Source organism: Sedimentibacter saalensis (assembly GCF_007830175.1).
GTDB lineage: Bacteria > Bacillota > Clostridia > Tissierellales > Sedimentibacteraceae > Sedimentibacter > Sedimentibacter saalensis.
In genome coordinates this window covers 1-19,278 of sequence record NZ_VLKH01000011.1, presented here as the reverse complement: position 1 = coordinate 19,278, position 19,278 = coordinate 1, and the positions used below count along the sequence as shown (strand labels likewise).

The window sequence follows — 19,278 nt, the reverse complement described above, 5'->3', positions numbered from 1 at the left end:
GTAGGTTTTATTATCTTACAATACCATTTTATATTTATTGAAAGTTGTTTTCTAGTATCGCAAATCACATAATTAAGTTGTGAAGCATGACTTTTGGCACATTATTTTTCTTACTGACAAGGGCGAACACAAGGTCCGCCCTTAGAAAAATCTATATTTAATTAAATATCTACAAATCATTTTTGATTGTGAAGACTGCGAGCTGTGTCCTGTCCCTAAGGTCAAGCTTTATTAAAACTCTTGTTATGTGATTTTTAACAGTGCCTTGGCTTAAAAACAATTCATCTGCAATTTCCTTGTTGTTTTTTCCCTCTGCTATGAGACGACAAATGTCTTTTTCCCTGTCCGTCAACAAATCTGTCCTTGGATCTATACTTTTATCCCTTTTTTCCTTAGCAAGCTCTGAAAATTTGTCTATTACCTTTACAGCAACCTCCGACTGTATGAGGGCTCCGCCGTTATACACAGTGCGCACAGCCCTGGCAATTTCAGAAGGGGAAGTATCCTTTAACATATAGCCTGAAGCTCCGTTTTTCAAGGCATCATAAATATATTCATCATCATTGAATGTTGTTAGCACTATTACTTTGACCTTAGGAAAATCACGGTGAATCATCTTTGTCACCTCAACGCCGTTTAATTCAGGCATTTGAATATCCATTAGCACAACATCCGGCATGTTCCACTTGCAAAATTCATATGCTTTTTTACCGTTGTTGGCAGTTCCTGAAATTTCTATGTCTTCCTCCATGCCAAGTATTAACTTTAATCCTTCAAGTAATATATCCTGATCATCAACCAACAGTAACTTTATCATACATCCTCCAAATACAGAATTCCTTTTACGTTAAAACCATTAAGGGACTGAAATTCAACACTGCCTTTAAAATCATCCACCCTTTCGCGAATTCCCTTCATTCCAAAGCCTTCTTTTATGCTTTCAGAACCTCTGCCGTTGTCCTTGATGGAAAAACTTACAGAAGTTTCTGAATAATCAAGCTCAACATCTATTCTTGTGGCGCTTCCATGCCTCACGGAGTTTGTGAGGCTTTCCTGCAATATGTGGTAAAGGGCAGTTCCTGCTTTCACATCATTTATTACTTCTCCGCTTATATTTAAATTTATTTCAGCCCCTGTCTTTTGTGAAAATTCATCAATAAGTGTCCTGACTGCTTTTTCCGGTGATATTATTCTCTCTTTTCCTCTTAAAGTTTCAACAACTTCTCTTATGGAGGAAAGGCTGTCCCTTGCTGTTTGTATGGAGCTTTGAAGCATTTCCTGAGTTTTGCCTGAACCTGTCTTCATGTAATGCTCCGCCATCTGCAGCTGCATTATCAGCGCAGTCATGTTATGTCCAAGATTGTCGTGAATGTCTCTTGCAATTCTGTTTCTTTCTTCAATTACAGAAAGACGGTTGACTTCATCAGTATATTCTCTCAATTTTCTGTGGGCATCCAGAAGCTCCTTGTAGAGCACGTCCTTTTTTTCCTTCTCCTGCTTGTTTTGTTGAGCAAAAGATGCGATGATGAGGATTAAAATATTAATCATGAAAAAAAACATCATCTGAGACACGCTTGATAAATTGAATTTATAGTAAATCAAGTATATGTACTTAATCATTGAAACTAGAACAATCAATGTTCCAAGTATTATTCCCCTTGTAAGTTGTAATGTAAGCGTTGCTTCGAGAAGTACAATTATGTAAAATGAGTGAAAAAAGTAATTGATAAGAAGTCTTGAGTTAAATTCAATTAAATAAATAAGTGCTGTATCCGCTGCAAAAGACATGATATAAACTCTCTTTTTATCCTTAATGAAGTATTTCCCCATGTTAGTAACAAGAAAAGCTATGAACAATAAACATAATATAATAAGGCGCTGCTTTTTTGCACTTTCAAAGTAAAGCGCAGATGTGAATAATGATATGAATATTACAGCCTTTAGGATGTATAAAAATTTCTTATATTTTTCCATACAAATCTCCTGCTTCATTTATGTACATTATACATTATATGAATATGGATTTCCATACAGGTGAAAAATTTTTATCAAGATTGTAAGAACATCTTTTTACGCTTTTCAAGGTATAGTATAACCCCGGGCGGACACAAGGCACGCCCCTACAAAATGACAAATAAATATAGTGCCTAACAAAAAAAACGGAATGGCTTGCCATTCCGCTGGAGCATTACTCCTACTATAATTATATCGTTTATATCAAGTTTCTCTCAACTATTTGTTTTACAACAAATGTTGCAACATGATTAGCAAAGCTGCCTGAACCAAATCCTGCATCATATCCAAGTTCCTGTGCAAGTTCGTGAGAAATACGAGGTCCTCCGCACACAAGAATCATTTTATCTCTCAACCCTTCAGCTTCCATCATTTCAACAAGCTGAGTAAGATTTGCTATGTGTACGTCCTTTTGTGTTACAACCTGTGATACCAGAATTGCATCTGCCTTAAATTCTATGGCTTTTGCAATAAGTTCCTCATTTGGAACCTGGCTTCCCAGGTTTATCGCTTCAATTCCGTTGTATCTTTCAAGTCCATAATTTCCATCGAAGCCCTTCATGTTCATGATGGCATCAATTCCTACTGTGTGAGCATCTGTTCCTGTGCATGCTCCTACAATAACAACATCTCTTTTTATATTTTCTTTTATATAATCTTCAACCTGGTGTCTGTCCATGAACTCAATGTCAACCTTTGGAACCTCAATTGTTGTGTAGTCAACAGTGTGAGTGCATTTTCCATACATTACGAAGTAAGTGTAGCCAACTCCTAAGTCCTTTGAATAAACAACTGCAGGCTCGTCAAATCCCATTTTGGATACCAGCTGCTTTGCAGCCTCGCTTGCTTCGTCGCCGTATGGTACAGGCAATGTGAAGCTCATCTGAACCATTCCGTCATTTAATGTGTCACCATAAGGTTTTACATTTGTTAAATCAACTTTTTGAATTCCTGGTTTTACATTTGTTAAATCAACTTTTTGAATTCCTTCCATTACTTCACACCTCCAAGCATTAAGTCAATAAATGGGTTAAAGTATTTTTCATCTTTTTCAACAACTCCAGCAAGTCCTTTTCCGCCAGTAAAGCTTCTCTTAACTCCGCCGAACTTTCCTTTTTCGATTGTGTCGAATATTCCTTCAGTTTCAATGTCCTTCAAGAGGTTTTCTGCTTTGGCAAGAACTTCCTGAGCTCTCTTCTGAATCATTCCGTCTTTCTTGAATTCAACTTCATCGCCTATGTTTTTAGCATTGTTGAAAATGTATTGTGCATTTTCAATTGAAAGCATTCTGTCCTGAAGATGAGGAGTGTGAATTGCTTCAGTTGGCATACCAAGAAGCTGGATGCCCTGGTGTGTCCAAATTGATATGAAGTTGAACAGCGCATCCTGCAAGTGTCCTCTGAATATGTTGCCTGTCATGAATTTTGTAGGAGGCATGTATTTCAGTGGAGCCTTAGGGAATATTTCCCTTGCCATCTGTGCCTGTGCAAGTTCATACAAAAATCCGTTTTCCAAAGCTGGATTCATTTCAAATGCATGGCCCAATCCCATTTGTTCTTCAGGAATTCCAGCCTTAAGAGCAAACTGCTCGTTTATAAACTGAGAAGCAAGTACTGTGTGAGCTTCTTCAACAGCATCTGCTGTTGTAAGGTAGTTGTCTTCACCTGTGTTTATGATTATTCCTGCAAATCCGTTGATTATTCTTGAGAAATACTGGTCAACCAATGTTCTTTGCATGTTGATGTCTCTGAAAAGAATTCCATACAATGCATCATTAAGCATAACATCAAGTCTTTCCATTGCTCCCATTGCTGCTATTTCAGGCATGCAAAGTCCTGAACAGTAGTTGCACAGCCTGATGTATCTTCCTATTTCTTCTCCCACTTCATCAAGAGCTCTTCTCATTATTCTGAAGTTTTCCTGAGTTGCGAAAGTTCCTCCGAATCCTTCAGTTGTAGGTCCGTATGGAACATAGTCCAGCAAGCTTTGAGCAGTTGTACGTATAACTGCAATAACGTCAGCTCCCTGTCTTGCAGCGGCCTGAGCCTGTAGAACATCTTCATAGATGTTTCCTGTAGCAACAATTACATATAGATAAGGTTTCTGTCCTTCACCTATTGTATTTAAATAATCTTCTCTTTTTGCTCTGTTGTTTTTTATTCTTTCAACCATCATTTTTGCAGTTTCATAAACAGCATCCATGATTTTTTTCTCATCAGCAATTGGAAGCTTTGTGATGTCTATTTCACCTGCACTGACTTTTTCTGCTATTTCCTGAGGAGTGAGTCCTGTGTTAACCATAGCATTTCCAATCCAGAATGCTACACCTCTTGACAGTCCGCCGCCTTCCTTGATGTTATCAACAAGTACATTTGGAAGAGGTTTGTCGATTTCGTCAACGCCGTCAACTCCCATAAGTCTTGCCACTGTTCTTTCAACTGTTACAGTTGTGTTTTTATCAATAAACTGCTGTACATTTTCAGCTATATTTTTTGCAGCTGAACGCGCGCTGTCAATGAGTCCTTGATTAAGGTTTAATTTGCTTTCCATGTTACCTCCCTTTTTTGTAATTAAGAATGAATAATGAATAATTAGCGAGCTGTCATCCTGAACGATAGTGAAGGATCTCATCTTTTTTTAAAACATGAGATTCTTCGGCTGCGCCTCAGAATGACAGCGTCTAATGTATACAATTAATTCTTAACTCTTAATTCTTAATTAATATAATTTTCTGCATCTTCGATTATTTCCGGATAAATGCCTGCTATGCTTGCAATTTTCAGTGCATCCTTTGGAATATCGCTTTTATATTTAACTTCAATAAGCCTGTAATCCATATATTTGGATATTTGTTCAATGCTTCTGTTTACAAATAAATCAGCCTCATCAGGAAGCTTCAGCCCGGCAACCTGCAAATTCTGAACTTCATCATCATTTGCAACATTGTCATAATGTGTTGTGAGCACCGTTATGCAATCCTTCTTTTTAAGATAGTTGACAACAGCCTTTGTGATTGCATATCCTTCCTTTGGATTAGTACCTCCTGCAAGTTCATCCACCAAAATAAGACACCTGTCAAGAGAATTCTCCAACGCTTCTTTTAAATTCACTATTTCCGCCCCAAAGGTACTAAGTCCTTTTTCAATGGACTGATCGTCTCCAACTGATATATATATGTGATCAAAAAGACATAATTTTGCATACTCACACGGCACAAACATACCGTAGCTTGCCATGGCTGCAATTTGTCCAATCATCCTGAGGGATACAGTCTTTCCCCCCATGTTTGCCCCTGTAATGCATATGACGTTTTTTCTTAAGTTTAAATCAACAGGAACATATTCCACATGCTTTTCTTTCAATGTCTTTTCAAGCTTAAGATTTCTTCCGCCCTTCACATCCAATTGAAGCTCAGAAATTATTTCAGGCTCAACGGAATTTGTTTTCTGAGCGAAATTTGCTTTTGCAATTATATAATCCGTTTCACCTATGACACGGGTATTTTCAATGAGCACACCATAATATTTTTTTATTTGAGAAGAAATTTCCTGCCTTATATTATATTCCTCTTCTTCTTCTTCCCTGGATAAAACTTCGTATTTTTGCTCCAGTAAATCAATGCTCTCGTTGTTTTTGATTTTGAAAATCACATTAAGATAGTTTTCTCCTGATACACGAAGATTTGTGTCCATTGACATTTCTTCGACTTTTTCTTTCTGAGATTTGCTTATTGTTGCTTCATCTCTTGTGCTCAGTTTGATGTTGTATTTTTTTTGTACATCATCTTTTATATCAGTTTTTAACTTCTTAATGTCTTTTTCAACTTGTCTTTTTTCATTTCTTACAGATTTAAGTTTTTCCGTATATTCATCGTAAATATAAAATGTGTTCAGATTTTCATGAGATGGATCCAACAGTTCATAGAGCTGCGGCAGAGGTGTAAGCTGCTTTAAATTATTTATGGATATGCCTCTTAAAATTTTATCCAGTCTTTGCACTTGAATCAGGAAATTCTTGACTTCAAAAAGCTCAACTTCATCTAAAACCTGATTCTTGTTTGCCCTCTCTATTGTTTCATATATGTTCTTGATATGTTTGAGCACGTCAATGATATCACGCCTTTTTCTGTTTTCAATAAATGCCCTTATTTTATTGAACTCATTCTTAAGATCTGCCTCTTGACCCTTAAAAAAAGGTAAAGCTTCCTGCTTTTTTTTGATACCATATTCGGTAATTGGTTTAACCTCGCTGAAAATATAATCAAAGTTTATATTTTTAGCCGTGTTCTCTGTCATAAAACGCTTCATTCTGCATCACCGCCCGACACCACATCAACTATTTTCACTGCTGGAATATGTCTTTCCATGCTTTCCCTGAACAAGGCACTGTCAAAAAAATACCCTGCAGGAGATACGGGATTCAAGGTTACAGCCACAACATTGATGCTGTTAAGCGTTACAACCTTGAGACCTTTTTGTCTCATTTCATTCCACACATTAATATCCGTGAACAATTTTGTACCATCTTCTATTATTACTTCAATGCCTCTTAAATATTTGTTTTCCCATAAATCTTTCAACAAAGCGGTTGTTACTGCCCCTTTGACAAACACGCAAGCAGCATTCTCATCAATAAGCTCGCTTATTTTTTTGCCTCCTGTTATGCTTGTTTTAATTTCAGGAACAATCACACTTCCATCATGCAATATGATGCATGTTTTGTTCTTCTTTGAAACTATCCTTTTAATTTCATCCGTTGTTTGTTTCAAAGTATAGCACTCAACTGCGTGAGCCGTCTTTTCAATGACTTTTTTCATGTCCCTGCTTAAAACCGCCCCTGTTGCCATTATACAGGCATCGGTTGCTGCAGGTGATGAAACAGCCTTTCTGTCAATTGCTCCGTCAATAAAAACAATTTGTGCCCCAAAATGTTTTAATCGCCCTGCCACGTACTTCATATCCGTAACATTAACAGGCCCGGCAATCTGTATATTGCCTCCCTGTCTTATCTTGACAATTATGACTTCTCCCATTGGAGTGCTTATTCCTGTTGTTTCCAGTATTTCTGTCTTTGCATCAGACAGCAGAAGAGTTTTTTTGGCTGTTGCCGCATACATGCCTTCCCTTACGTAGACGGAAGGTTTTTGTGTCTGCGTCACAAGATCCGTGTTTTCTCCATCTCTGCCTGTTGATGTTATTCCAATATTAATATTGTTGTTTTCTGCCTCTTCTATGAGATAATTGAGTGCCACTGTCTTGCCTGCATTTTTTGCAAGCCCGATTATCGATACTGTTTCATAATTGTTTTTTAGTATATCTTCAATTAATCTCATATTGCCCCTTTGATAATGAAGAATTAATAATTAAGAATTAAAAATTATGGTAGGATTTGTGCAAAGCACAAATCCTTTCATTCAATTCTTCATTCTTCAGCATAATTCTTAATTGTATTATTCGTGGTGAACTCTTTCTCTTCTTGCCAGTTTAGTAGGCTCTAATGCTAATTCATTTCCCTGCAACAAGCCTGCTACTCCTGTTAATGGATCTGACTTCTTGCCCTGACATACATCGCATGTACATTCAATGTCTGGAAGATGTGGTTCTGTGTATGTTGTTATAACGCCTTCATAGTTTCTTAAAATTACTTTGTCAGCTGACTGTGACAATACATAGTTTGGCATTACAGGAATTTTTCCGCCGCCGCCAGGAGCATCAACAACAAATGTAGGAACTGCATATCCTGAAGTGTGTCCTCTTAAGGACTCAATTATTTCAATACCCTTTGCAACAGGAGTTCTGAAATGTTCAATTCCAAGAGAAAGGTCACATTGATAAATGTAATATGGTCTTACTCTGTTCATAACAAGTTTATGAACAAGTTCTCTCATAATATGAGGACAGTCGTTAACTCCTCTTAATAATACTGACTGGTTTCCTAATGGAATACCTGCATCAGCAAGTTTTCTCAAAGCTTCCATAGATTCAGGAGTGAATTCTTTTGGATGGTTGAAATGAGTGTTCAGCCAAATTGGGTGATATTTTTTTAACATGTTAACCAGATTGTCTGTAATACGCTGAGGAAGAACAACAGGTGTTCTTGAACCAAGTCTGATTATTTCAACATGAGGTATTTCTCTTAATTTTTTGATTATATATTCAAGTTTTTCGTCAGAAACCAGCAAGCAGTCTCCGCCTGACAAAAGAACGTCTCTTACAACAGGAGTTTTTCTGATATATTCGATGCATTTGTCGATGTTTTCCATGGAAACTTCATCATCGCACTGTCCTGCAAATCTTCTTCTTGTGCAGTGTCTGCAGTACATAGAGCATTGGTCTGTTATAAGGAACAATACTCTGTCTGGATATCTGTGAGTAAGTCCGGGAGCCGGTGAGTCAGTGTCTTCATGCAGTGGGTCAAGCATGTCTGCAGAACTTACGTGAGTTTCTGTAAATGTAGGAACAGCCTGCATTCTAACTGGATCTCTCGGGTCATCTTTATCCATGTGTGCTGCATAATATGGTGTTATACCCATTCTGAATTTTTCCAGCACCTTTGATATATCTTCTTCTTCTTGTTTTGTGATGTTGATTATTTGTTTGATTTTTTCTACAGAGTCGATTCTGTTTTCAACCTGCCATTTCCAGTCGCTCCACTCTTCAGGTTTTACATCCTTCCAGAGTTCGATTTCATTGTAATAAGCCACTATGATCCCTCCATTTTATTATTTTTAGCATGGAAATACTAATTAAGAAATAATTCTTAATTAGTATTTGAATTTATAAATTGCTTTAAATTATGCGTATAATTTAGTGTACAAGTCTCTTAATTCTTTGCTTTCTCTCATTATTTGAAGAGAAATTTCTGCATGTCCTTTACAATATCCGTTTCCTACCATCATGTTAACGTCTTTGCCAACGCCTTCTGCACCTAATGCAGCTTTTGTAAAGCTAGTTGCCATGCTGAAGAAATATACTGTTCCTTCATCCTTTGTTGCAAGGATTGCAGACATTTCGCAATTTGGTCTGGAAACACAGCTTATAACTAAATCACAAAGTTTTCCGTCTGTAGCTTCCATAATTTTTTCATAAACTTCAATTGCGTCTGTAGCATCTCCTGCTATGCAAACATCGGCTAAACCAAGCTCTTTAACAGTATCAAGTGAGCTTTGTCTGTGTGCCCAGCAAATAACCTTACCAGTTGGACCTACTAATTTCTTTGCTTCATACAAGCAGAGAAGGCCTGATTTTCCTGCGCCACCAAGAACAAGCACAGTGTCTCCTTCTTTTACAAGCTTAACAGTCTGTGCAGGTGCTCCTGCTACGTCAAGAACTGACAAAGCCAGATTTTCAGGAATGTCTGTAGGTATTTTAGCATAAATTCCACTTTCAAACAATATTGCCTTGCCTTTAATGTCTACCTGGTCGATTTCTTTTCTTACTTCAAGTATTTCTTCAATTACTAATGGAGTTAAGGATAAGGATACCAAAGTTGCAATCTTATCTCCAACTTTTAAATCAGTCTTTCCTTCTAATGCAGGTCCTATTTGCTCAACTGTGCCTATAAGCATTCCGCCTGATCCTGTTACAGGGTTTTGGTGTTTTCCTCTTTCAGCAACTATTCCCTTCATTATTTCTTTGATTTTTTCAACGTCACCGCCTGCTTGGTCACTTATTTGTGTAAAGCTTGCTGAGTCCACATTTAAAGTCTGAACATTAATCAATACTTCATTATCATATATTTCCATTGTGTTGTCGACTTTCAAAGCTGGCTGTGGCAGCACTCCTTTTGGTTCTATAACCCTGTGAGTTCCGTATGGGTTTCCTTTTTTAATCATAGCGCCTCCTATTAATGCTTATTATTGGGTGAATATTGGGTATATTCATAATATTATAGTGCAATTATTATGCCAACTTTTAAAAAAAATAAAAATAGGCATATTTCAGTGTTTTTACTTTAACAAAGTTTATCAAAAAATACTGAGTGCCGAATTTTCAGCTTTTTGATATTGCTCTTCACTTATAACTTTGGTATAATTAACAGTATACAACATAATTATTGATTTTACACCGCAATTTGTGAAATAATAATAAAATATTAATATCCAGTACAAATGATAATAGAATAAAACCTGATCAGGAGATGATAAATTGGACAAGGTAAAATTGAAAATAACCACTACACAGACTGTTGACGAAGCTGGAAACGAAGATGTTATAGAGCTTATTACTGAAGCAGTTCTTGAACACCACGGAGGATGCTTCACAGTAAATTATGATGAAAGCGACATAACAGAAAACAAGGGAAGCAGGACCAGGCTTAAAATTTACAAAGACAAAATGATTATGACCAAGATTGGACTTTATTCTTCCAAAATGGAGTTTCAGCAGGATACAAGGAACAGCAACCTTTACACCACCCCCTATGGAACATTTGACCTTGATTTCACTACAGCAATTTATAAAAATTCACTAAATGAATTTGGAAAAGGCCAAATATATGTTGAATACAAGATTACTTTTGGCGGCGCAGAGGAAAGTTACAACAAGTTGAAAATTGATATATTTTAAACAAAGATTACCGCATTTCAACAAACACGAACATTGTTGCCCATTTTTCGGCATTATACGCCTAATTTTAGGCGCTAAAGAGGAGAGCTATGGAAATTAAATATTTTGATGCTTTAATTCAAGCAATTAATATCATTACAGATGGAATTCATATAGTTGATGCAAGCGGAAAAATAGTATATTACAACGTCGCTGCCAAGCAGCTGGATGAAATAGATGTGGACAAAGCCATAGGCAGGCACATTCTTGAAGTATACCCTTCACTTTCATTTGACACGAGCACAATTCTTAAAGTGCTTAAAACCGGCAAACCAATTTACAATGTTGAACAAAATTTTGTAAATTACAAGGGTGATAAAATTTCAACATTAAACTCAACGCTTCCCATCACCTACAACAACAAAGTAGTTGGTGCTCTTGAGGTTTCACGAAATATCACAAAAGTTAGGGAATTGTCAGAAAAAATTGTAAATCTGCAGCGTGAACTTTACGAAACAAGCGAAAGCCTTGAAAAAACTTCAAAGCCACTGGCAAAATTCAACTTTCTTGACATAATAGGTCAAAATAAGGAAATGCTTAAATTGAAATCCCTTGGTTTAAAGGCTGCTATGTCTGATTCGCCTGTAATGGTGGCAGGAAGCACAGGAACAGGAAAGGAACTTTTTGTTCAGTCTATTCACAACTCAAGCAACCGTAAGCATAAGCCCTTCATTGCTCAAAACTGTGCGGCACTTCCATCTAATCTTCTGGAAAGCATTTTGTTTGGTTCAGTTAAAGGAAGCTTCACAGGTGCAGAAAACAGGCCTGGTCTGTTTGAGCTTGCAAATGGAGGAACATTGTTCCTTGACGAAATTAACTCCATGCCACTGGAGCTTCAGACAAAGCTTTTGAGAGTTCTGCAGGACGGAAGAGTACGAAGAGTGGGTTCAAGCAACACAGTTGATGTTGACGTGAGAGTAATTTCAGCAATAAACACTGAAATAAACGAAGTTGTTGAAAGTAAGCAGCTAAGGCAGGACTTATTTTTCAGGCTCAATGTTATTACACTGGTTATACCTGATTTGTGCAAAAGGAAAGAAGACATACCCATACTTGTTGAACACTTCATAAAAAAATACAATGATAAGTGCAGCAAGTTTTTCAGCGGAATCTCCAAAGAAGTAATGGATATTTTCATGGAATACAGCTGGCCTGGAAATGTCAGAGAACTGGAACATGCCATTGAAAGTGCTGTGTCTTTGTATGACGGTGACCTCATAAGAGAAGAACACCTTCCCTTCCAGTTCAAAAATTATCACCCGACATACTCAAGTTCTCTTGATACTAGTGTAATACAGCCATTGAACGTTGCTGTTGACAAAGTGGAAAGAGAAATTATAATTTCAGCTCTCGAGCAGACAGACTACAACATTGCAAAAGCAGCAAAACTCATAAATGTTCCTCGACAGACTCTACAATACAAGATTAAGAAGCTGGATATACCCTTTCATTAATTAAGAATTAAGAGTTAAGAGTTAAAAATGAATGATGGCTTTGTGCAGATGCACAAAGCCTACCATAATTCTTAATTCTTCATTATTAATTCTTAATTGAAATTGATTCTGCGTATGTTTTAGAACGGTCAGTGGAGTAAAGTCCTGTATTTTCAACCTTGCCTTTTTCTATAAACTCAAATATTTTTGATTTCAACTTTATTTCTTCTAATCCCCTTTTTGTTTTTATAGTCTCGATTTCTTCTTCTGTCAGCACTTCTCTGAGTTTTGCTTCAGTATCGACTTCAAAAATCGGTGTACTTTCATCCTTTCCGAAATCAACAAAGCATAAAGGAGGGAACATGACACACCACCAGTTTTTCCCTTCGGCCATTCCTATTTCTATCCTCACAGAATCGTAGTAACCCTCCGGAAGGACTATATCCTCGTAAAGCTTCCTTGGAAACTTGTAATTTCCGTAATAAACGTTCACTTCATATTCATATCCTTCATTTTTAATCACTGTTTCTGCTTCCTGCCTGATATCGCCTATTTTTTCAATTATAATTTTTTCGCTGTCTTCTTTTGAAGAGATATTTTTAAACTGGTTATTGAAAGTTGTTATGATGCTGTTTCTGACCTGGTACTTAAGCTGCTGGTCCTCAAAGCTGTCAGAGTTTGCAATAACGTGAAGACGGATAACTTTTTCATTTATTTTTGCCATTCCCATGTATGATTCAACACTGTATGAAACTAATGCTGCCATTAATACAAATGCTGCCGAATATAATATTTTCTTTCTGTAACTCATTTTCCCCCCTATTTTACCAGCCCTATACTTTTTATATCCATTTTAAAATGAACATTTATGTCGGCTGCTTCAAAAACCTCATCGTATTTATCCATTATTTTTTCATAATCCTGCTTGTGGAATTTGTACAAATCATCCTTTATCCTGAGAAGATCTGCCTTGTATGTATGCTGCAGCTTATCTATGGTGGAAGATGTGGTGTCGGAAATTTTTTTCAACGACTCTTCTTTCACTTTGTTCATGAAATTTTCATCTGCAAGGCTGTCATCCCCTATAATGAATGAATCCACATAACAGTACAATGTAATATAGTAATCAACATTTAGTTTGTCTTTGTCTAAATCAATATCCTCCGTCATGCTCACATCCACTGCCCCAAGAGCCAGAGTTTTCTCGTCAGCTTCAATGTTTATGTTCTTTATGTTAGCCTTTGTTGGATTCAACAAAAGCATTATTGATTCCACTTCTTCTGTTTCCAAAAATCCAAGAAGCTCATATTCCTTGATTACAGCAGCCCTTTCTATTTTAAGGCTCTTGTCGTTCATTTCAACAACAGGAATCATTGCATTTCCTGTCTGACCCAGATGAAGTATTGCTTCATCAAAAGTGTATATGTCCTGGTAGGATTCCCTTTTAAGCTTCACAAGCATGTCGCTTAAAAATCTGCCCACAATGGGGTTGCTTGGTATTTCTGTGTTTATAATGTCTTCTGCTTTTCCTTTTGCAATGCAGATTTTTACCCTTCTGTTCATTTGAGGAGATCTTTGTATTTCGTCAAATATTTTTTTAAATATTTCCGGATCCTTTGCTGTTTCCTCCCCGAGGACTATAACCTGCATCAACCTGTCTGAAATGGCTTTGTCTGAATGAAGATAGCTTGTGTTGTAAAAGTCCGCAAAGTTGTTGTTTTCCATGGAATAAATAATTCTTTGTTCTTCGCTTCCTTCATTTATTTTTGGAATTTCAGCAGTAAACTTAAGTGTGTCCCCTTCCTTGTCTATTCCCACAGCAAACAGATATTCCCTCTTGTTTATTTCTACGCTATCCCAGCATCCTGTAAGAACCAGCGATGTTGCCACAGCTACCAGCATCATTATAATTAATTTTTTCTTTTTCATATAAACCCCTTTTTATTAATGAAGAATTAAGAGTTAAGAATTAATAATTATCGTTGGGTTTGTGCCCTGCACAAACCCTTCATTTAATTCTTAATTCTTCATTCTTCACTCTTAATTTGTTTTTATACGCTACTAACAGCGGTATGAGGAAATTCAGTGCACTCAGTGCATAAATGGGTATGCGTATGTATGGAAACATCATGTACATTCCCGGAAGCGCTGCTGCCATCAGGTACAGTATTGGTATCTGAATGAATATGAAGTAGCCGTTTTCTCTTGTTTTGAAAGTTTCCTGCATGGAAAGGTTTGTAAAATATGAAAGTATGCATATGCAGGTGAATGTAACAACAATTTGAAAACAAAGACCTACAATTTCAGTGCTTTCAAAGAAAAAACCAGGTATGTTCACAAACTTCATTACTGATATGAATGGCCACACCATGTTTACAGCTTCCTTCATTCCAAACTTTACAACTATTAAAAGATAGCATGCTATATAAAGAATGGCACTTATGACAATGAACCTTTTATTGATCAATAGATTCTTTTCCTTTATGGCCACACGGCTGTTGGAAAACATGAGTATTGAAAAACCAAAGAAACCAAGCATTGCAAAAGGTATTGATTTTGCAACTCCAACAACATCAGCAGGATAAATCGGAAGTATATTGGTGTAATCTGCATAATATGTTGAAAATATTATTATCAAAAGATAGGGTATAAGCGCAACTATAACAGCAATATTTGTTATGTTTGCAATAGTCTGAATTCCTTTTTTAGCAGCGTATCCTGCAGTTAGGAGTATTGCAATAATTATGGTGCTCAGCGGAGTATTAAAAAGCATCATCAGCTTTATCTGCTCCGAAAAGTCCTTGAGAAGGATGCTGTTTGAAATCAAAAACATAAATATGTAGTATAATCCAATGGATTTTGATATAAATTTCGGAAAAAGCTTGTTTGAAATGCTGATGATTGTGTCTTCACTGTGTTTTTCCATGAGTTTGTTTACCGGTCTAATGGCCAGATACAATAACAGTGCTGCAGCTGCAATGGAAATCCATCCCACCGGACCGTCAATTTCTGAAAGTATTGATGGCATCAGCAATGATTGAAAAGCAAATGAAACCAATATTAAAATCGATATATTCTGATAAGGTGTAATATCCTGATTAAACATTTAATTCCCCTTTTCTTTTTCTGCCTGAAGATATGTTGGTTTGCGGACCATATTTTTTATCCTCGGCCTTATGATGGTATCCTTCAGATCGCTTCTGTTTTCAATGAAACTTGACAGCGGAGACATGTATGGAATCCCGCAGCTCTTAAGTGTGCAAAGATGTATTATGAGCACGCTTAAACCTATGGATATACCAAACAGCCCGAATACGGCTGCAAGTATTATGAATGCAAATCTTATCATCCTAAGTGTTGTGCTGAAATTGTAGCTTGGTATTGTAAATGAAGCTATTGCTGTAAGGGCAACTATTATAACAGCTAATGGTGTTATAAGCCCTGCTTCCACAGAAGACTGCCCGATTACCAGACCACCCACAAGTCCTATGGTGGAGCCCACCGGTGTTGTTATTCTCATTGATGCTTCTCTCACCAGCTCTATTACAAGTTCCATCAAAAGTGCTTCAAAATAAGGCGGAAAAGGAACATTAGCTCTGGATGCAGCCACATAAAGGGCTAGCTGCGTTGGAAGCATGTTTGGGTGAAACTGAGTAACAGCCACATACAAAGCAGGTAAAAGCATTACTATGGGTAGTGCCACATATCTAATCATTCGTGTTATGCATGATGGAAGCCACCTTTCATAGTAATCCTCCGATGACTGCATGAATGAAACAAAAATGGCCGGTGCAATAAGTACAGTAGGTGTGTTGTCTACAGCTATGACAACTCTTCCTTCCAGAAGCGCTGAAGCTGCTGCATCAGGCCTTTCTGTATTTTCAATCTGAGGAAAAAGAGAATAGCTGTCGTCTTCAATCATTTCTTCTATGTAGGAACTTTCAAGAATTGCTTCAATATCGATGTTTTTGATTCTTTTTTCCACTGTATCAAGAACGGTCTTGTTTACAAGGTCTTCTATATACATGATTGCCATGTCAGTCTTTGACCTGGAGCCTACCTGAGTGTATTTAACCTTCAGCTTCGGATCCCTTATTCTTCTCCTTATAAGGGTAATGTTGACTTTCATTGTTTCATTGAATCCGTCCCTTGCACCCCTTATGAGAGTTTCTGCCGAAGGTTCCTGAACTCCCCTCATTGGCCAGCCTCTTGATGAAAGCATGATACCTTTTGTGCATGTGTCGATCAAAAGCACTGTTTCCCCTGAAAGCATCTTGTCCACACATTCTTCTAATGTTAAGAGAGCCTTCACCTCAAGAATTGCAATGTTAGTCTTTGACACAGCATTTAAAATTTCATTGTCAGGACTTTTCTCAAGGTTTTCAAGATTCAAGTTCATCATGAGATTTTGAACAGCATATTCGCTAATTGCTTCCTTTGTAGTCATACCGTCCACATACACCAACAGCATGTTGATTTTTTGATTTTGTCCTCCTTCAATTTTTCTGAAGACAATATCATCAGCATTTTTGAATATGTTTCTTAAGTTTGCTTCATTTTTATTCAGATCTTTATCAATGTTTGTTTTAGTAGTATTCTGGTTTTTATTGTTATTTTCGCTCATTTTTCCCCCTATATGTATATTGCCGCAGCTGCTGCCAGTGCAAGAATTCCGTAAACTATCCCCGTAGTGCGCACTATTTTATAATCCCTGTGATAATTTTTGCGCTTCAGATCCTTGCTGGTTATAAAAATCAATATACCGCTGATTATCAAGAAAAGAATTATTATTTCCGTATTTATCATGTGTTTAAGATCATTTATAAAGAACATGGCCCCTCCTGTATATCTCTGATATGTAATATTTGCATTTTAAGTCTTTTTTATTCAATTATTGGTAAAATTTATTGAAAAATTTTCCTGCAATAAAAAAACCGCCTAAGCGGTTACTTGGTGAGATCGTATTTTTGTTTTTTCCTTACAAGGGTCGACAGGTCTATTCCAAGCCTTAAGGCAGCTTCTTTCATGTTTTTTGAAGAAGCAAGAGTTGTTTCTATTATTTCTTTTTCATAATCATCTATTCTTTCCTTTAATGACTTGGCTTCCTGCATAAAATGGTTGTTTCCTGATAATGATTCTACCCCTTCATTAAACATGAGATTTTCAGTAAACAAATTTGTGTCAATGAATGCGTCATCTGTCATGAGCACAAGACGTTCAATCATATTTTTAAGCTCTCTTATGTTTCCTGGCCAGTCATAAACCAAGAAATGTTCAAGGCAGTTAGTTGTAAAATAGCAGTTTTTGCCGTACTTGTTGTTGTAATATTCAATGAACTGATGTGCAAGAGGAATAATGTCTTCCTTCCTGTGTCTGAGAGGAGGAATGACAAAATTAACAACGTTAAGCCTGTAGTACAAATCTGCCCTGAATTTTTTTTCTTCCACAAGATGTTTCAAATCCACATTGGTGGCTGCAATAATACGGGCATTGAATTCAACCGATGCAGTTCCTCCGATGCGATAAAACATTCGGTCATTCAGTGCACTTAAAAGCTTCACCTGAAGTGTGTAGGGCATATCTCCTATTTCATCAAGATAAAGAACTCCCCCGTTTGCTTCCTCAAAAAGTCCCTTTTTCCCTCCCTTTTGAGCTCCTGTGAAAGCTCCTTCCTCATAGCCGAAAAATTCTGACTCAAGCAAGTGCTCCGGAACAGCACTGCAGTTTATTTTTACAAACTTTCCACTGCTTCTGTTGCTTATGCCGTGAATGTACGTTGCAATAAAATCCTTTCCAACTCCTGTTTCACCCAATATCAACACAGTGCTCTCAACATTGGCTATTTTTTTTGCTTTTGTATAGATGTTTTTCATTTTTTCATTGTTTATTACTACAAAAGGTTCCTTGTTGGATATATTTTTTATTTCGCTGTTTTTAATAAACTGATTTTTTTCTTTTGTAATATTTTTCATGAGCACATCCAGTTCAGAAACATCCCTGATTACAGCTATTGTCTTAGCAAGATTGCCCTTTTCATCAAATATGGGAGAACCTGAAACCAGACATCTCTGCCCCTTGTAATAATTGTTGATTGTGGAAACTGGCGCCATTGTTTCTATTACTTTGGCACAGCATGAATTGGGAAGAATGTTGAACCTTCTTAAGTCATACACGGTTTTTCCTATTATCTGATCCCTGGTAAGCCCCGACAAGTTCAAAAATGCATCATTGACATATGTGGTTGTACCTTCTTCATCAGTTATATATATTCCATCCTTAAGCTTGTTGAGCATTTCATTGTAAAGATATTGCTGGCTGCTGAGCCTTATTATTTGTTTTTCCAGCTCATTGCCCAGGGTAAAATCATAAAAGAAAAAAACATAAAAATCCTTGCCCTGAAGCTTAAGCCTGTTATGAACCACATAATAAACCGAGTTATCACGGTATTTTACAGAATAAAGGTCATCATCAGAATCAACATTTATATCCTGAAAAAAAACTGTTAATTTTTTATTCAATATATCCTCATTATTTTTGCATATATTTGTTTTAAAGAAATTGTTTGAGTATAAAATATTGAACTTATCATCAGTTATTACAAAACCCATGTTTAAATCAATGTTTTTTGAATTCATAATTTTCCTCATTTATAAATTTTATATTTCAATTGATATTTTTTTTACAATGTGTTATTATTAAATGTGAACAATACATATTATAAACCAGTATATGCAGTTTTGCAATTACTATATATTTTTTGTATGCAATTTTGCATATAAGAATTTATAAATAATTTGCCTGGATTTTTAACTTCCTACATATATCAACGATAAATGGATAATTTAATTGTTGGCATGATAATTGCTTTATGTATCATATATAATAAATTTAGGAGGCAAATTATGAGAAAGGCAGTAATAGTATCAGCAGCAAGAACACCTATAGGTTCTTTCGGAGGAGCGTTATCACCGTTATCAGCTGTTGACTTAGGCGTGATTGCAGCCAAAGAAGCAATTAAAAGAGCAGGCATTGAGCCAAGTGCAATCGAAGAAGTTTATTTTGGAAATGTTTTAGGAGCCGGTCTTGGACAAAACGTTGCAAGACAGGTTACATTGGGTGCAGGAGTTCCAATAGAAATTCCGGCACTGACAATCAATATGGTATGCGGTTCAGGCTTAAGAGCAGTGAGCATGGCTGCACAATTTGTGGAAAGCGGACAATGCGAT

Annotated in this window: 17 protein-coding genes; 3 read left to right on the top strand and 14 right to left on the bottom strand. The window is 36.6% G+C overall.

Annotated elements, in window-relative coordinates; all coding sequences use genetic code 11:
- Positions 1 to 169: 169 nt before the first annotated feature.
- The 8 genes from LY60_RS15025 to kdd all read right to left on the bottom strand — a co-directional run bounded on the left by LY60_RS15025 (position 170) and on the right by kdd (position 9,847).
- Complete coding sequence (locus LY60_RS15025; protein WP_145085722.1) at positions 170 to 817, bottom strand: response regulator transcription factor; 648 nt, start codon at positions 815 to 817, stop codon at positions 170 to 172.
- Complete coding sequence (locus LY60_RS15020; RefSeq protein ID WP_170226264.1) at positions 814 to 1,974, bottom strand: sensor histidine kinase; 1,161 nt, start codon at positions 1,972 to 1,974, stop codon at positions 814 to 816. Before LY60_RS15020 ends, LY60_RS15025 begins: the two co-directional genes overlap by 4 nt.
- Positions 1,975 to 2,212: 238 nt before the next feature.
- Positions 2,213 to 3,007, bottom strand: a complete 795-nt coding sequence (kamE, locus tag LY60_RS15015; RefSeq protein ID WP_145085716.1) for a lysine 5,6-aminomutase subunit beta — start codon at positions 3,005 to 3,007, stop codon at positions 2,213 to 2,215.
- Positions 3,007 to 4,563, bottom strand: a complete 1,557-nt coding sequence (gene kamD / locus LY60_RS15010; protein WP_145085713.1) for a lysine 5,6-aminomutase subunit alpha — start codon at positions 4,561 to 4,563, stop codon at positions 3,007 to 3,009. Before kamD ends, kamE begins: the two co-directional genes overlap by 1 nt.
- Positions 4,564 to 4,727: 164 nt before the next feature.
- Positions 4,728 to 6,320, bottom strand: a complete 1,593-nt coding sequence (gene kamC, locus LY60_RS15005; RefSeq protein ID WP_145085711.1) for a lysine 5,6-aminomutase reactivase ATPase KamC — start codon at positions 6,318 to 6,320, stop codon at positions 4,728 to 4,730.
- Positions 6,317 to 7,345: a lysine 5,6-aminomutase reactivase subunit KamB gene (gene kamB, locus LY60_RS15000; protein WP_145085708.1), complete on the bottom strand. Its 1,029-nt coding sequence runs from the start codon at positions 7,343 to 7,345 to the stop codon at positions 6,317 to 6,319. Before kamB ends, kamC begins: the two co-directional genes overlap by 4 nt.
- 117 nt (positions 7,346 to 7,462) lie before the next feature.
- Entirely contained in the window at positions 7,463 to 8,716 is a 1,254-nt protein-coding gene (kamA, locus tag LY60_RS14995; RefSeq protein WP_145085705.1) for a lysine 2,3-aminomutase, read from the bottom strand.
- Positions 8,717 to 8,806: 90 nt separating this feature from the next.
- Entirely contained in the window at positions 8,807 to 9,847 is a 1,041-nt protein-coding gene (gene kdd / locus LY60_RS14990; protein ID WP_145085702.1) for an L-erythro-3,5-diaminohexanoate dehydrogenase, read from the bottom strand.
- A 313-nt stretch (positions 9,848 to 10,160) separates the two neighbouring features.
- Between kdd and LY60_RS14985 the strand changes: the two genes are divergently transcribed.
- Together LY60_RS14985 and LY60_RS14980 are read left to right on the top strand one after the other, a co-directional pair.
- Positions 10,161 to 10,580 (top strand): YwiB family protein, encoded by a 420-nt coding sequence (locus tag LY60_RS14985; RefSeq protein WP_019228413.1) that lies wholly within the window; start codon positions 10,161 to 10,163, stop codon positions 10,578 to 10,580.
- 89 nt (positions 10,581 to 10,669) lie between these two features.
- Entirely contained in the window at positions 10,670 to 12,073 is a 1,404-nt protein-coding gene (locus LY60_RS14980; protein WP_145085699.1) for a sigma-54 interaction domain-containing protein, read from the top strand.
- Between the two features lie 85 nt (positions 12,074 to 12,158).
- On the opposite strand, the gene spoIIR is transcribed toward LY60_RS14980, so the two are convergent.
- From spoIIR to LY60_RS14950, 6 genes are all read right to left on the bottom strand, one after another.
- The gene (spoIIR, locus tag LY60_RS14975; RefSeq protein WP_145085696.1) at positions 12,159 to 12,863 is read right to left on the bottom strand and encodes a stage II sporulation protein R; all 705 of its coding nucleotides are present in this window, start codon (positions 12,861 to 12,863) and stop codon (positions 12,159 to 12,161) included.
- 8 nt (positions 12,864 to 12,871) lie between these two features.
- On the bottom strand, positions 12,872 to 13,981 hold the full coding sequence (locus LY60_RS14970) for a Ger(x)C family spore germination protein (RefSeq protein ID WP_145085695.1): 1,110 nt from the start codon (positions 13,979 to 13,981) through the stop codon (positions 12,872 to 12,874).
- Positions 13,982 to 14,060: 79 nt separating this feature from the next.
- Complete coding sequence (locus LY60_RS14965; RefSeq protein WP_145085692.1) at positions 14,061 to 15,158, bottom strand: GerAB/ArcD/ProY family transporter; 1,098 nt, start codon at positions 15,156 to 15,158, stop codon at positions 14,061 to 14,063.
- A complete protein-coding gene (locus LY60_RS14960) occupies positions 15,159 to 16,676 on the bottom strand; it encodes a spore germination protein (RefSeq protein WP_145085689.1) in 1,518 nt (505 codons plus the stop codon).
- Between the two features lie 8 nt (positions 16,677 to 16,684).
- The gene (locus tag LY60_RS14955; protein ID WP_019228419.1) at positions 16,685 to 16,885 is read right to left on the bottom strand and encodes a CLC_0170 family protein; all 201 of its coding nucleotides are present in this window, start codon (positions 16,883 to 16,885) and stop codon (positions 16,685 to 16,687) included.
- Between the two features lie 113 nt (positions 16,886 to 16,998).
- Positions 16,999 to 18,687: a sigma-54 interaction domain-containing protein gene (locus LY60_RS14950; protein WP_170226262.1), complete on the bottom strand. Its 1,689-nt coding sequence runs from the start codon at positions 18,685 to 18,687 to the stop codon at positions 16,999 to 17,001.
- Positions 18,688 to 18,954: 267 nt separating this feature from the next.
- Between LY60_RS14950 and LY60_RS14945 the strand changes: the two genes are divergently transcribed.
- A partial coding sequence (locus LY60_RS14945; protein WP_484346121.1) for an acetyl-CoA C-acetyltransferase occupies positions 18,955 to 19,278 on the top strand: 324 nt, incomplete at its 3' end.

Excerpts from the sequence above, each read along its gene's own strand:
- LY60_RS14970 (WP_145085695.1), bottom strand. The coding sequence starts at position 13,981 with ATGAAAAAGAAAAAATTAATTATAATGATGCTGGTAGCTGTGGCAACA.
- kamB (WP_145085708.1), bottom strand. The coding sequence starts at position 7,345 with ATGAGATTAATTGAAGATATACTAAAAAACAATTATGAAACAGTATCG.
- LY60_RS14955 (WP_019228419.1), bottom strand. The coding sequence starts at position 16,885 with ATGTTCTTTATAAATGATCTTAAACACATGATAAATACGGAAATAATA.
- LY60_RS15025 (WP_145085722.1), bottom strand. The coding sequence starts at position 817 with ATGATAAAGTTACTGTTGGTTGATGATCAGGATATATTACTTGAAGGA.
- LY60_RS14950 (WP_170226262.1), bottom strand. The coding sequence starts at position 18,687 with ATGAATTCAAAAAACATTGATTTAAACATGGGTTTTGTAATAACTGAT.
- kamD (WP_145085713.1), bottom strand. The coding sequence starts at position 4,563 with ATGGAAAGCAAATTAAACCTTAATCAAGGACTCATTGACAGCGCGCGT.
- kamC (WP_145085711.1), bottom strand. The coding sequence starts at position 6,320 with ATGAAGCGTTTTATGACAGAGAACACGGCTAAAAATATAAACTTTGAT.
- LY60_RS14965 (WP_145085692.1), bottom strand. The coding sequence starts at position 15,158 with ATGTTTAATCAGGATATTACACCTTATCAGAATATATCGATTTTAATA.
- LY60_RS14980 (WP_145085699.1), top strand. The coding sequence starts at position 10,670 with ATGGAAATTAAATATTTTGATGCTTTAATTCAAGCAATTAATATCATT.
- spoIIR (WP_145085696.1), bottom strand. The coding sequence starts at position 12,863 with ATGAGTTACAGAAAGAAAATATTATATTCGGCAGCATTTGTATTAATG.
- LY60_RS14960 (WP_145085689.1), bottom strand. The coding sequence starts at position 16,676 with ATGAGCGAAAATAACAATAAAAACCAGAATACTACTAAAACAAACATT.
- kamE (WP_145085716.1), bottom strand. The coding sequence starts at position 3,007 with ATGGAAGGAATTCAAAAAGTTGATTTAACAAATGTAAAACCAGGAATT.
- LY60_RS15020 (WP_170226264.1), bottom strand. The coding sequence starts at position 1,974 with ATGGAAAAATATAAGAAATTTTTATACATCCTAAAGGCTGTAATATTC.
- kdd (WP_145085702.1), bottom strand. The coding sequence starts at position 9,847 with ATGATTAAAAAAGGAAACCCATACGGAACTCACAGGGTTATAGAACCA.